This is a genomic window from Flavobacterium sp. FlaQc-48 (assembly GCF_044007335.1).
Lineage (GTDB): Bacteria > Bacteroidota > Bacteroidia > Flavobacteriales > Flavobacteriaceae > Flavobacterium.
In genome coordinates, this window is the sequence record NZ_JBIPCR010000001.1 from 382,034 (window position 1) to 397,618 (window position 15,585).

Sequence of the window (15,585 nt, forward strand, 5' to 3'; positions counted from 1 at the left end):
AAGTATGAAAAGAATTAAAACCAAATTTTTACTTTTATTACTCTTACTTCCTTTTTGTGTTTTTGCTCAGAACACCATTAGCGGAGTTGTCCTGGAAAAGGGAGCCAAACAGCCCATCCCCGGAGTAAACATAAAAGTAGTAGGTACCAACATTAGTACTTCTACTGACTTTGACGGAAAATTTCAATTATCCGGAGTAAAAGCCGATAGTCAGATTACCTTTTCTTATACAGGTTATACCACTCAGACTATTCCGGTTGCCGGACAAAAAAGTATAACTGTACAGCTTGAAGAAGATAATAATCAGCTAAAAGAAGTAGTGGTTCAGGTAGGTTACGGAAGCGTAAAAAAGAAAGACGCTACGGGATCTGTTACCGCACTTACTACAAAAGACTTTAACAAAGGAAATAATATTACCACAGAAAACCTGCTTAACGGTAGAGTAGCGGGTTTAACCGTAAATTCAACCGGTGCTCCGGGTTCCAGTTCTCAAATCAGAATTCGAGGAGGAAGTTCGCTTTTTGCAAGTAATGACCCTCTTATTGTAATTGACGGATTACCTCTTGATAATGCTACCAATACGGGGTCTTCTTCCTTTTTGGCTTCTTTAAACCCTGCAACTGTAGAATCTATTACAGTTTTAAAAGATGCATCGGCTTCTGCGATTTATGGTTCCAGAGCTTCAAATGGAGTCATTATTATTACTACCAAAAAAGGAAGTAAAACATTATCTGTAGATTATAATGTACAATATGCTGCTGGAACGCTAACAAAAACGGTTGATGTTTTTAGTGCAGATGAATTTAGAAGTGTTATTGCAGACAGAAGAAGTGATGATCTGGGTAAACTAGGAACTGCAAATACAGATTGGCAAAAAGCAATTTACAGAAACACCGGAACTATAGATCAAAGTTTAGCCATCAGAGGAAGTTTATTCAATATCATTCCGACAAGTTTAACGTTGGGAAATACAGATCAGCAAGGTTTGCGTTTAACCAATGATTTTAAAAGAAATACGGTTGGTTTAGTAATGAATCCAACTTTCTTAGACAATCATTTAAAATTGAGGCTTTCCGCCAATTATACCAACGAAAAAAACAGATTTACAGATGCTGTTGAAGGAGCTGCAATTGGTTTTGACCCCACACAGCCTATAAAAGTAGATGGTGCACCTTACGGAGGTTATTTTGAATATACTACCGGAATTGATTCGAACGGAAATTATCCGTTAGTCTCAACTGCAGCAAGAAATCCGGTTTCACAATTGTTGAATACCAATGACAGAGGAACGAATGACAGAATTTTTGGAAATTTTGAAGTTGATTATAAATTTCATTTTTTACCTGCTTTAAGAGCTGTTGTAAATGTGGGTTATGATGAATCGAATGGAGAAAGAAGAAGATTGGTTAGTGCCGATGCCGGTTCTGCTCCGTCAAACAACAACATTCCGTACGGAACAGATGAATACACAGAAGCAACCAGAAAAAATAAATTATTAGACACTTATTTAGTGTATAACAAAACTTTTAATTCACTGGTTTTTGAAATGACAGGTGGTTATTCGTATCAAAAATTTCAAAGCTCCAAATTTGAAACGGGTAATATTTTAAATCCTGATTTGCCTTCAACATTTCCTGAAACTACATTAGATACTGATGTTGTTTTATTAGGATTCTTTGCGAGAACAAATTTAAATTTCAGAGATAAATATTTGCTAACGTTATCTTACAGAAGAGATGGTTCTTCAAGATTTGAAGAAGCGAATCGTTGGGGAAATTTTCCTTCTGTAGCTTTTGCCTGGAAAATGAAAGAAGATTTCTTTAAGGACAGTACGGTATTATCTGATTTAAAATTAAGATTAAGTTATGGTATTACAGGACAACAGGATATTCCTGAGCCAAACGGTTACCTTCAAAAATACCAGCTTGGTAGTGGAAATTCTGAATATTATTTTGGTACAAGCCCGGTTCCGGTTGCACTTCCTTCAAAAAGGACAAACGATTTAAAATGGGAACAAACATCTTCTTATAACGCAGGTCTTGATTTTGGTTTTTTAGACAATCGTTTATCTGCCGGACTTGATGTTTATTACAAAGAATCTAAAGATTTATTAGTGAATGCAGCAATATCTGATGGTAGTAATTTCTCGAACCGTGTATATCAAAACGTAGGTAGCTTTACCACAAAAGGTGTCGAGTTTACGATTAATGCGAATGCCATTAAAACACAGAATTTTAACTGGAATATGAATTTCAATATTTCTAAATTCGAAAGAAGAATCAAAAATCTGGTAAACGGAAGCGATATCTTTTTAGGAGATAATATTGCAGGAACAGGAACTCCGGGGCAAATTTTCAGAGAAGGGTATACACCGTATTCTTTCTACGTATACAAACAATTATACAATAACGAAGGAAAACCAATTGAAGGAGCTTTTGCAGATTTAAATGGCGATAATGTTAGAAATGATGCTGATAAATACATTTATAATAACCCGGATCCCGATTTTACTTTAGGATTTGCATCCAATATGAATTATAAAAAGTTTGACTTTTCATTCAATTTAAGAGCGAGTATAGGAAATAGAATTTTTAATGCAGTAGACGCCAGCAGAGCACAATATGATGCTATGGAAAACGGAGGTGTCTTAAGTAATATTCCTTCCCAGATAAGAGATACTAATTTTCAAACTACTTCAAATGTAGTATTATCAGATCTTTATATTGAGAATGCTTCTTTCTTAAAAATGGACAATATTACATTAGGATATACGCTGAATAATTGGGTAAACAGTAAAGCCTCATTAAGAGTATCCACCGGAGTTCAGAACGTTTTTGTACTTACAAAATATAGCGGTTTAGATCCTGAAATTACCAATAATGGTGTAGACAAAACAATTTACCCTAGACAACGATCTGTTTTATTTGGTCTTAATCTTAAATTTTAATAAAGATGAAAAAATATATTTTAATAACAATTTTAGCTTTGACTACGGTTTTTCAGTCTTGTACTGATGACTTAAACGTAGTTTCTAAAGATGATGACGTTCTTTCGTCTGATGTTTTATTTTCGACTCCGGAAGGATACAAAAAAGCTTTTGCAGGAGTATACGGAAATCTAACTTTAACCGGAGTTATTGGCCCTAATGATTCTTCATTAGAAGGCGTAGATGCAGGGACAAGCCAATTTACAAGATGTTTATTGTACATGCAGGAATTAACTACAGACGAGTTGGTTTGGAGTTATGAAAATGACGGAGGAACAGCAGAATTACAGCGTAATATCTGGACAGCTGCAAATCCTGTTATTTTAGGAATGTTCAGCAGAACGATGGTTTCGGTATCGTATGCAAATGAATTTTTACGTCAGAGTACGCCGGAAAAACTAAGTTCAAGAGGTATTACAAATGCAACAACATTAGCAGATATTGAACTTTGGCGTAAAGAAGTTCGTGTTTTAAGAGCGTATGCGTATTACAACATGATGGATTTATTTGGAAAAGCACCTATGTATACTGAAAATGATCCTGTAAATTTTGCCGGACCTGAGTTTAACAGAAAACAATTATTTGATTTTATCGAAAGTGAATTAAAAGCGGTTTTACCCGATTTAAAAGCAGCCAGAACGAATGAATACGGACGATTAGACCAATCTATGGCGCGTATGATTTTGGCAAAAATGTATTTGAATGCTCAGGTGTATATTCAGGCCGATCGTTTTAATGATTGTATCACAATGTGTAACGAAATCATTGCCGGAGGTTATACTTTAAAACCAAAATACCTGGACAACTTTAAAGCCGATAACAACACTTCTCAGGAAATCATTTTCGGAATCCAGTCAGATGGAGCAGTTTCTCAAAACTGGGGAGCAACAACTGTTTTAACAAACGGACAAATTGGTGCCTGGGAAAATAACGGTGCTGATTTTGGAATTGGCGGCTGGACAGGAGCACTTAGAATCAGAAAAGAATTTGCTCAAAAATTTGATGGAGTAAAATTCAGTCAGGATACCAGAAATACGATAGGAAAAGGTGTTACGGGCGATCCTGCAAAACAACGATCTATTGATATTGAGGATATTGGCGTAAAAACACAAGGTTATATTTTGTCTAAATTTTCTAATAAAACGTCAACAGGAGTGAGCGGTATAAGCTCTACGTATGCAGATACTGATTTCCCATTATTCAGATTAGCCGATGTGTATTTAATGTATGCAGAAGCCACTTTAAGAGGCGGAAACGGAACCACAGCTCAGGCATTAAATTATGTAAATGCTTTAAGAGAAAGAGCGAATAGCGGTTCGACTGTTGGAAACATCACTTTAAGCGACTTAACCCTTGATTTCTTAATTGATGAAAGAGCACGTGAATTACACTGGGAAGCACACCGAAGACAAGATTTAATTCGTTTTGGAAAATATACCGGAGGATCTTACAATTGGGCATGGAAAGGAAATTCTTCAAAAGGAATCTCTATTCCGTCTTACATGAGCGTTTTCCCTATTCCGGAAGGATCATTGGGAGCCAATAGAAATTTGACTCAAAATACTGGTTACTAAATTTTTTTAAAACATAAACGATACGAAAAATGAAACACATATATAAAATTTTTATAGCTATTGCCTTAATTACAGGACTTTGGTCTTGTGAAAACGAAACAGATTTATTGATCTTAGAGCCTCAGGAAGCTGCTTTTTCAATGATTACGCCTGATAATGGTTCTTCGACTATTTTAAACAAAGACACACCAAACAATACTGCCCTGACATTTACCTGGGAAAAAGTGAGTTACGGAACACCTACTATCGTTACTTATACGGTACAGTTTGCAGCCAGTAATACAGAGTTTGCAGCTCCGGTAGATATTACATCTTCGACTTCGACTCATGCCTCTATTACAGTAGCAGAACTTAATGCAAAAGCATTGGAACTTGGTCTTACTCCTGATGTTGAAGGAACTATCGATGTGAGAATTAAATCTACCGTTGGAACAACACTTTCTGAGCCAAAACTTTCTACGCCAATCACCATTGCATTAACTCCTTACAGAGGTGTATTCCCTAAAATCGATTTGTTTTTAGTAGGTCCCGGAACTGCTGCAGGTTGGAGTGTAACAAGCAACAATATGCCAATTTACAGAGATCCAAAAGAAACGGCAAAGTTCTATTATACAGGATTTTTTAATAAAGATGGTTTTAAATTAATAGAACAAATTGGATTCTGGGCTCCGGCTTACGGAACAAATGGTGCCAAAGTACAATACAGAGCGACAGAAAGTGATACTGATCCGGGAGTTTTCCCTACGCCAGCTTCAGGTTATTATAGTTTTGAAGTTAATCTTGAAGAACTGACATACAAAATTACACCTTATACAGGACCAATGACAACCTACGCAACAATTGGTCTAACGGGTTCTGTATTAACAGGAGATGATACGGGTTGGAATACAGAAGTTCCGTTAGTAAAATCTGATTTTGATGGCCATATCTGGAAAGTTACCCAAACTTTAAAAGCAGGAAAAATGAAATTCAAAGCAAATGGCGGATGGGATGTAAGCTGGGGTGATAATGGCGGAGATATTATTGTTGAGGCCGGAAAATATGAAATCTGGTTCAATGACTTAGATGGCCGTTATATGTTCATATCAACTCCATAATTGAATTAAAAAAAACGTTGGGTGTAATCATAAAAAAAATAAACACATAGAAACATAGCTTTTATGTTTTTGAAAAGAGTAAATCAAAAAGAAACTAGTTTCTCACACATAGCTATGTGTGCTAATGCAAATGAAATGCCTTTTTTGAGTTCAACAATTCTATGTTTCTATGTGTTAAAATAATTACTCCCGATGGGTTAAAAAAATAAGAGAATCTTCAGCGTATTTTGAGGCTTCTTCTAATTCAAAACGTATTAATTATCATGAAAAAATATATAAAAATTTTGGGGTTATTGGCCATAACTGCTATTCAGTTTTCCTGCTCAGGTAATGATGCTGCAGATACAGAAGCTGTTAACCCGCCGGATGCAACCGATACTTTTATCAGAGCATCAGATGTTTCTTTTCTTCCGCAGATTGAATCATTGGGAACTAAATTTTACAGCAATGGCAAAGCCGAACCAATGCTTACAACACTAAAAAATGCAGGATGTAATACAGTCCGAATTCGTTTATGGAAAAATCCTGTAAACGGGCGTTCCGGTTTAAGCGAAGTAAAACAATTGGCTCAAAAAGCAAAACAAGCCGGCCTTAGAGTCTGGCTTACTGTTCACTATTCAGACAATTGGGCTGATCCGGGAACACAAACCGTTCCTGAAGAATGGAAAAATTTGTTGTTTACTGATTTAAAAACAGCCGTTACCAATTACACATCAACCATAATGACAGAAATCAATCCGGATATTATCCAGATTGGTAATGAAATCAATAGCGGATTATTGTGGCCGCAAGGAAACCTGATTAGTAACGAACAACAATGTATCGCATTATTAACTGCTGCAAGCGCGGCGGTTCGCAGCAAAGCGCCCAACACCAAAATAATGATTCATTATGCAGGTGTAGACGGCGGTGCTACTGATTGGTTTTTTACTAAAATGAAAAGTATTGATTACGATTATATCGGATTATCTTACTATCCGGTTTGGCACGGTAAAGACTTAACAGTAGTAAAAAATACCATTGATGCTTTAGGACAAAAATTCGGCAAAAAAGTCCTGATTGCAGAAACCGCTTATCCTTTTACCTTATTGCACAACGACCAGACGAATAATATTGTAGGAACAAACGATCAGCTGGTACCGGGATATCCGGCAACTCCGGCGGGACAAAGAACTTTTGTAATGGATATTAAAAACTTAGTAAAAACATCCCAATTTGGACAAGGATTCGCGTATTGGGGAGGAGAATGGGTTGCTTTCAAAGGGCCACAATCTACCAGCGGTTCTACATTCGAAAATCAGGCTTTGTATAGTTTTGATAATAATGCCTTATCAGTAATGCAAGCTTTCAGTAAAGAATAAAACATGAAAAAATCAATTAAAACTGTATCTTTTTTGATGCTAATTGCCTTGGCATTTACTTCTTGTAAACCAAAAATGATTAGCGAAAAAAACTCCTTTTCAAACGGGGCAGATGTAGGCTGGCTGCCACAAATGGAAGCAACAGGCTATAAATTTTATGATGCAGACGGTTCTCAAAAAGACTGTCTGCAATTATTAAAAGACCGCGGAATAAACACCATTCGTTTACGTGTTTGGGTAAACCCGAATAATGATAAAGCCAGCGGACATTGCAGTCCGGAAGAAACGGTTGTCATGGCGGTTCGTGCTCAAAAAATGGGAATGCGTATTATGATCGATTTTCATTACAGTGATTCCTGGGCAGATCCCGGCAAACAAAATAAACCTGCTGCATGGGCTAAACATTCTTTTCCGGAATTGTTAACCGATGTGTATCAGCATACTTATGACGTTTTGAAAATGCTAAAAAAAGCCGCAGTAACACCGGAATGGGTTCAGGTTGGAAATGAAATCCCAGGCGGTATGCTTTGGCCGGAAGGCAGTACAGATAATTTCAGTCAGCTTGCACAATTACTGGACAAAGGATATGAAGCTACAAAAGCCATCGACCCAAAAATTAAAGTAATTGTACATTTGGATGAAGGAAATAAAAGCGAAAAGTTCAGATGGTTTTTTGATAAAGCCACAGAAAATAAAGTAAAATATGATGTAATAGGTTTGTCGTATTATCCGTATTGGATCAAAACCGATTATCAAAGTACTATTTTAGATTTAGAAAATAATCTAAAAGATATGGCAGCACGCTACAATAAAGAAGTCATGGTGGTCGAAGTGGGTGGTGATTTCGAACAGGTACAAAACACCAAAGAAATGCTTGAAGCCACGATAAAAGCCGTAAAAAGCGTACCCAATAATAAAGGTTTAGGCGTTATTTACTGGGAACCACAAGGCGAAAAAAGCTGGAGCGGTTATCAATTGAATGCCTGGCTTTCTGATGGGAAACCGTCACCGGCATTGGATGCTTTCAAAAATTAAATAAAAAATTAAATTTACTATTAAGAAACTAAGTTAAACCATTGGGTGTAATTATTTTTAACACATAGAAACATAGATTTTCTGAACTCAAAAAAAGGCGTTTCACTTGCATTAAAACACATAGCTATGTGTGAGAAACGAGTTTCTTTTTGCTTTACTTTTTTCAAAATCAGAAAATCTATGTTTCTATGTGTTTAATTAGATTTTTATGCATTTCATTCAACGGATTAAGATTTAAGCCAAATGCTCTTAACTATCTTAATGGTGAAAAAATAAAAAATAAAATGAAATTAATTTTTAGATCAATATTGTTCGTATTTCTTCTGGTTTTTTCATCCGGAAAAATGATGTCACAATCCACCACTGTTTTAAAAGACAACTGGCGCTTTTCTGCAGCAGTAAAAGGAGATGCTTTTTCGGTAGATTTTAATACTTCGAAATGGGAAAAAGTCAGTATACCGCACGATTGGGCCATTTACGGACCTTTTGATAAAGAGTGGGACAAACAAGTTTCGGCAATTGAACAAAACGGAGAAAAAGTTCCTACCGAAAAAACAGGCCGTACCGGAGCATTGCCGCATATTGGTACCGGCTGGTATCGCAATACATTTTCTATTCCCGAGTTTAAAAAAGGAAAAAAAGCATTGCTTATTTTTGAAGGCGCCATGAGCGAACCTCAGGTTTTTTTAAACGGAAAAAAGATAGGAGAATGGGGTTACGGATACAGCTATTTTTATATTGATATCAGCAAAGATCTTATTCCCGGATCAGCAAATTTACTGGCAGTAAAATTGACCAATGAACCATTTTCGTCAAGATGGTATCCGGGAGCAGGTTTGTACAGAAAAGTAAGTGTTGTGGTAAAAGAGGAGGAAAGCTTTACACAATGGGGGACTTTTATTACCACTCCGGACATCAAAGAAACTAGTGCTGTTGTAGATCTTAAAGCCGAAGTTAATGGCAGTAATCTGTCGATGGTAACGCAGATAAAAGATGCCGCTAATACTATAGTAGCAACACAGAAAGATACTGAAATAAAAGACGGAAAATTTCATCAGACTATTGCGGTTGCCCAACCTCATTTATGGAGTCCTGAAACGCCTTATTTGTATACAGCGATTACCAAATTATACGCAGCCGACGGAACTTTAAAAGACGAACAAAGTATAAAATTTGGTATACGATCTATAAAATACGAACCGCATGTTGGCTTTAGCCTGAACGGAAAAATAACAAAATTTAAAGGCGTTTGTCTTCATCATGACCTTGGGCCTCTTGGTGCTGCGGTAAACAAAGCAGCGCTTCGAAGACAGCTTACGATTCTAAAAGATTTAGGATGTAATGCCATTCGCAGTTCTCATAATATGCCTTCTTTTGAACAGCTTGAATTGGCTGACGAAATGGGGTTCATGTTTCTGGCTGAAAGTTTTGATGAATGGGCAAAGCCAAAAGTTAAAAACGGATACCATCGCTTTTTTGAAGAATATGCAGAAAAAGACATTGTAAATTTAGTAAGAGCCACAAGGAATCATCCTTGTATTGTCATGTGGAGCTCAGGAAATGAAGTTCCGGATCAATATGGAGCCGAAGGCTTGACAAGGGCTAAATTTTTGCAGGATGTTTTTCATAGAGAAGATCCTACGCGCCCTGTAACGGTAGGAATGGATCAGGTAAAACAAACTATGGCGTCAGGTTTTGGGTCTTTATTAGATGTACCGGGACTGAATTACAGAGTGCACCTTTATGAAGAAGCTTATAAATCGTTTCCACAAGGATTTATATTAGGTTCAGAAACAGCTTCAACAGTGAGTTCAAGAGGAATTTATAAATTTCCTGTTGTGCAGCAAAAAGAGAAACAATACGATGATCTTCAATGTTCGTCGTATGATCTTGAAGCGTGCAGCTGGTCGAATGTTCCTGATGAAGATTTTGTATTGCAGGACGACAAACCGTGGGTTATTGGCGAATTTGTCTGGACCGGTTTTGATTATTTGGGAGAACCAACACCTTATGATGAAAAATGGCCATCGAGAAGTTCTTATTTCGGAATTTCAGATTTGGCGGGACTTCCTAAAGACCGTTTTTATCTGTACAGAAGCAGATGGAATAAGCAGGATAAAACGCTTCATATCTTGCCACATTGGAACTGGAAAGGAAGAGAAGGGGAAATTACTCCCGTTTTCGTTTACACCGATTACGACAGCGCTGAGCTTTTTGTAAACGGAAAAAGTATGGGAATTCAGAAAAAAAATAATTCAACTCCGCAAAACCGCTATCGCTTAATGTGGAATGAGGTAAAATACGAACCCGGAACGGTAAAAGTAGTAGCATTTGATTCGAATGGAAAAATAGCTGCCGAAAGTGAGGTTAAAACCGCAGGAGATGCATATAAAATTGTTCTCGAAGCCGATCGCAAAATCATTAAGGCCGATGGCGAAGATATCTCTTTTGTAACCGTTTCTGTAGTAGATAAAAACGGAATTCCATGCCCGACAGCTGTCAATGAACTAAATTTTAAAGTAACGGGTGCTGCAACTTACAGAGCGGCATGTAACGGCGATGCTACATCATTAGAAATATTTCATGAAAATAAAATGAAGCTTTTCAGCGGTAAATTGGTAGTATTGGTTAAAGCAGTCAAAAATGCAGGCGCAATACAATTGGAAGTAACGGGTAAAGGACTTCAGAAAGGGAAAATAGATTTAAAGTCAGAACTTTAAAATTAGAATATTGCAATCATGAAAATTTTAATCTCAATGATAGCAGGATTTCTGAATGTCTTAAAAAAAAACTGCGTAACTTTTAGTAAGTCAATGTGTTAGGTTTTTACGCATTCGAGCCCAACTGTTGTATTCCTTAGTTTTAGTAAATTTCTAGTTTTCAAAAACACTATGTACCATGATTTTACTACAAATTTTAAGTTGATAATTTTTTGTCATATTTCTTTAAAAAATGTAGTAAAAGTTGATTGATCAATTATTTATTTTTATGTTTCTAATTGTGTCTGGCGTGCAGACGCAATTAGAAATGTTTTTTGTTATTACTGGTATCTATTCTATTAAATCTATTACCCGTTTACCAAAATCTGAAAAGTTGTCTTTTTCTTCCTTATGACTCGGATGGCTTATCATTCTGACGGCAACAATATTATTTATTGGATTAACAATGATGTAATTACCTAAATATCCGTCGGCACGATAGGTCACTTTGCCGCTAAATTGTCTTTTGCGAAGACGTAACCCCGATGGAACTCCTTTGATATATTATTTTTTTTTAATTCGGTGATAATTTCCTCATCAACAATTGAGATTGTGTTTTCATAATCCAGCCACCATAACATTCCGTAGCCTTGATATCTATGTTTAAATCATTCTGTAGATTGGCGGAATAACTTTTAAATTACTTAAATTCTTATATTTGATTCTGACAGATGTGACAGAACCTATTTACAATTCCGTACTAGTTTTTTTTATAGATGCAAACTTCAAATAAATGACAAAATTACTATTTAAATTTTTGTGGCAGAGTCAGAGAAAAGAAAACGGTATTTTGCGACTCTCTGTGCATGGGTATTTTTTTCTTTGCGCCATCTTTTTTTCTTTTAGCAGTAAAGTTTTCCCACAAGATCTTTTATTTTTTCCAATTGAAAACAGACATCAGCTCAATGAAGAGAAAATCAGGAATTTTATTGAACTCGAGGATGGGAGAATAGGTGTTTTTACTGTGGGAATGCTCAATTTATACGATGGAGCAGATTTTAAGACAATAGAAATTGACGATGATAATTCTGCTCCACTTATCTCCTATAGGGGATTTCATCACAGTTATGCAGAGAACAATCGCATTTGGTTCAAGCATAAAGGAAAGATCAGCCTGATTAATGTCTCTAAAGAAAGGAGCGAAGCCGATCCAATTAAAACGCTCCGTTTTTTAGGATTTAAAGGCACCCCGGTTGATTTATTTGTTGATGAAAAAAAAGATATATGGGTGGTAAATGACTTGGGCGAACTACTTTGTTACAAGCAGGATTCTAAAAGAGTGGTCTGCTTTTTAAAGAGCATTTTTATAAAGGGAAGCCCTGACGAACTACTTTATGATCTTGTTAGCGATCAAAAGAAGGTATATTTAATTTATAGATCAGGATTAGTGCGTTGTTTTGACCGCTTCACCTCAAAAGAGATTTACAAAGTATTTATTGTCCAGGATGCTTTGGGTAATTTTAATGATTGGAATCACACCACGAGGGTCGGTAAATATCTATATGTTGTAAGGTCGGGAATCGGAAAAGGACAATTGATCCGATATGATACCCAGACCAAAGAGTCAGTGGTCTTATTGCAAAGCCATACCTATTGGCTTAACACTTTTGCAGCAAATAAGAATGGGGATTTTTTCATTAGCTGCAGCAAAGGGCTTTGGTACTTTAGATCGGGCAATACCCTGGGCAGTTTTTATCCAGAGCTAAATTTAAAAGAGAAAAACAAGATAAAGACCGAGGTAAGTACTGTTTTATTCGATTATCAGGGAGGGCTTTGGATAGGGACATTAAACAAGGGGATTTATTATCATCATCCGGATCGTTCTCGTTTTAAATATTATCAAAAAAGTAATTTTAACTTAAAGGACAATGAAGAATTCCAGGTCAATTGTTTTGAAGAAACTTCTGACGGGAAATTGCTGATCGGTACTAGTGAAGCGCTCTATATAGCCGAACTTCCTCTCAATGATACCCAATCATTCAGGGTTTTACTCTCCCAATTGCATTGCTATTCTCTGTTAAAGGATTCTGCAGGTCAAATTTGGATTTCCACCAATAAAGGACTGTTTGTACAGGGAAGAGATGGCATTATAAAACAATATACAAAACAATTGACCATTTGTGCATATCAAAGTACTCAGGGGGAAATTTATATCTGCACTGAGACTGGAATTTTCAAGTGGAATAAGTCTCTGGAGTCTTTTGGTCTGTCCTTTTTGATTCATTCTCCTGCCGATGTATTTCAAATCACCCAGTGGAATCATCAATTGGTTGGCATTTCCTCTAATGGCCCTTTTATGATGGATATGGCAGGGGATAAAATTATCATGCCTTTGGCAAAAGGGCATAAAAGAATGCCCATGTTCAGCCAAAAGAACCATAAATACAGTTGTATTTTATCTGATTCTGACCAGGATTTATGGCTGGGGACTTATAATGGTCTGACAGTTTGGGATCATAAAAATCAAAAGTTGTGTGAATTAAATAGCGATAAGGGGTTAGTAAACAATAGCATTAAGGCGATAGTGGAAGATATAGATCGTTCACTTTGGGTTACCACCTCACGCGGTGTGAGCCATATCATTAAAAAAAGAGCAACAAACCGACTTACTTTTAGAATTGTAAATTATGATAAATTTACCGGAGTGCTGGAATATCCATTTACGGATGGCTCAGCACTTATTTCTTCAAAATACGGATTGTTTATCGGGGGAATAGACGGTATGAATAATCTAAAGAGAAATGATGCCATAGATACTCAATATGTTCTTAATCCCATATTATTTAATTTCAAATTGTTTGGCAAAAACTTGACAAATGGTCAGAAAATAAACCAGGAGATTGTTTTAAATAATGCCATCGCATCAACCGATACCTTAAGGCTGAAGCATGATCAAAACTTTTTTAGCATTGGGTTTTCCGGACTCAATTATATCAATGAGTCCCATACTTATTTCAGATATAAACTGAAGCGTATTGACAGGAATTGGCGCATTGAGAGTTCTGCCTCAGGAATAGGTGAGGCAAGTTATACCAATATAGCTCCCGGCCGCTATCTTTTTATGGTTAAGGCCAGTTCTGATGGTCTGCACTGGCCTGGGAGAGTGAAAAATCTTTTAATTATCATCGAGCCTCCTATATGGAATACGACTCTCGCCAGAGTACTTTATTTGGTATTATTATGTGTAGGGATTGCTTTAATTTCTAAGGCTCTTATAAAACGTAATGCCCTGATCCGCAAAAAGCAGCAAGATTATGCCGTAGAGAGAGCAAAGTCGGATTTTATAACCAATATGAGTCATGAGTTGCGTACCCCGCTTACCCTTATTATAACACCCTTAAAATCGCTGATTGCAAGAGTGGAAGATCAGAAAATAAAAAAAGAACTCTTGCAAATCAGTTCCAGTAGCGACCTTTTACTGGATACTGTCAATCAGTTGCTTGATTTTAAAAAGATCGATACAGGAGAAGAAATTTTACATCGCAATTTTTATGATAATCTTTCCTTTATCGCTGAATTGTGTAAAGCCTATGAGTCGATAGCAGCGGAAAAAAAAATTGACTTTAACTGGGATATCGACCCGCAAAATGATGATTTGTATCTGGACAGACAAAAAATCACCAGAATAATAATTAACCTGCTCTCTAACGCTTTTAAATTTACCGGCTCGGGAGGGGCAGTTAAATTCTCGGCCGTAATTGACAATAAGGATAAAGTTCTGATCATTTTGGTTGAAGATTCAGGGATTGGAATCTCTACAATAGAAATAGATAATATTTTTAATCGTTTTTATCAGGCAGACAATCAAAAGGGTGGATACTCTGGCAGCGGTATAGGCCTTTATATGGTAAAATATTATGCAGAAATGCATGGCGGGCGGGTCAGGGTATCTAGTAATCCAGGGCAGGGAACTTCTTTTAAGGTACTATTACAAGTTGGTAAAGAAACTGAATTGAGCTCTTTTAAAGAAGGGGAAGAATCAGCAAGAAAAAATATACTTATTGTTGAGGATCATATCCTTTTTAGAGGTTATCTGCTCGATGAATTGAAAAAGTATTATAATGTATTCACAGCCAATAATGGAGAAGAAGGACTAAAGAAAGCCATAAAGCATGTTCCGGATCTTATCGTAACAGATATGATGATGCCCCAAATGGACGGCTCGCAATTGAGTCAATCGGTTCGAAATACCATTGCCGTGAGTCACATTCCCATTATTATGCTTACGGGAAGAAGCTCTGATGAGGCCCGCTTTGAAGGTTATAAGGCTGGAATCGATGCCTATATGGTAAAGCCCTTTGATATTAATTTGCTGGTGTTGCGAATTGATAAACTACTGGAGATAAACGAGACCAGAAGAAAAACGTTCATTAATAAAAAGGAAGTGCAAATTGATGCTTTGACAGATAATCCCATTGATCAGGAGTTTTTAAAACGCACTTTTCAGTGTATTTTGGATAATTTGTCGAATTCTGATTATACCGTAGAGAAGTTCAGTGAGGATATGAATATGGACCGTACTGGTTTATATCGAAAACTTATGGCCCTTACAGGTCATTCTCCCACAAATTTTATTCGTACTATCCGGCTAAAGAAAGCAGCTGAATTATTATTGGATAAAAAACTGACAATTTCCGATGTATCTGATCAGGTAGGTTTTAATAGTATTTCGTATTTTACCAAATGCTTTCATGACACTTTTGGTAAAACACCCAGCCAGAGCAGGGATTGAAATTTTTCAATACAATAAATTAATTGTTTTTTAATGTGTTG

General features: G+C 36.5%; 7 protein-coding genes. All 7 read left to right on the forward strand.

The annotated features are described in order from the left end of the window. The first annotated feature begins 4 nt into the window (after nucleotides 1-4). Nucleotides 5-2,947: a SusC/RagA family TonB-linked outer membrane protein gene (locus tag ACHRWY_RS01580; RefSeq protein WP_395351862.1), complete on the forward strand. Its 2,943-nt coding sequence runs from the start codon at nucleotides 5-7 to the stop codon at nucleotides 2,945-2,947. Nucleotides 2,948-2,952: 5 nt separating this feature from the next. After that, nucleotides 2,953-4,560: a RagB/SusD family nutrient uptake outer membrane protein gene (locus ACHRWY_RS01585; RefSeq protein ID WP_395351864.1), complete on the forward strand. Its 1,608-nt coding sequence runs from the start codon at nucleotides 2,953-2,955 to the stop codon at nucleotides 4,558-4,560. A 29-nt stretch (nucleotides 4,561-4,589) separates the two neighbouring features. Continuing rightward, nucleotides 4,590-5,657: a SusE domain-containing protein gene (locus ACHRWY_RS01590; protein WP_395351866.1), complete on the forward strand. Its 1,068-nt coding sequence runs from the start codon at nucleotides 4,590-4,592 to the stop codon at nucleotides 5,655-5,657. A gap of 263 nt (nucleotides 5,658-5,920) precedes the next feature. Beyond that, the gene (locus ACHRWY_RS01595) at nucleotides 5,921-7,018 is read left to right on the forward strand and encodes an arabinogalactan endo-beta-1,4-galactanase (protein WP_395351868.1); all 1,098 of its coding nucleotides are present in this window, start codon (nucleotides 5,921-5,923) and stop codon (nucleotides 7,016-7,018) included. 3 nt (nucleotides 7,019-7,021) lie between these two features. Then, nucleotides 7,022-8,053: an arabinogalactan endo-beta-1,4-galactanase gene (locus ACHRWY_RS01600; RefSeq protein ID WP_395351870.1), complete on the forward strand. Its 1,032-nt coding sequence runs from the start codon at nucleotides 7,022-7,024 to the stop codon at nucleotides 8,051-8,053. A 284-nt stretch (nucleotides 8,054-8,337) separates the two neighbouring features. Next, nucleotides 8,338-10,773 (forward strand): DUF4982 domain-containing protein, encoded by a 2,436-nt coding sequence (locus tag ACHRWY_RS01605; RefSeq protein WP_395351872.1) that lies wholly within the window; start codon nucleotides 8,338-8,340, stop codon nucleotides 10,771-10,773. 772 nt (nucleotides 10,774-11,545) lie between these two features. Continuing rightward, nucleotides 11,546-15,544, forward strand: a complete 3,999-nt coding sequence (locus ACHRWY_RS01610) for an ATP-binding protein (protein WP_395351874.1) — start codon at nucleotides 11,546-11,548, stop codon at nucleotides 15,542-15,544. Nucleotides 15,545-15,585: the final 41 nt, after the last annotated feature.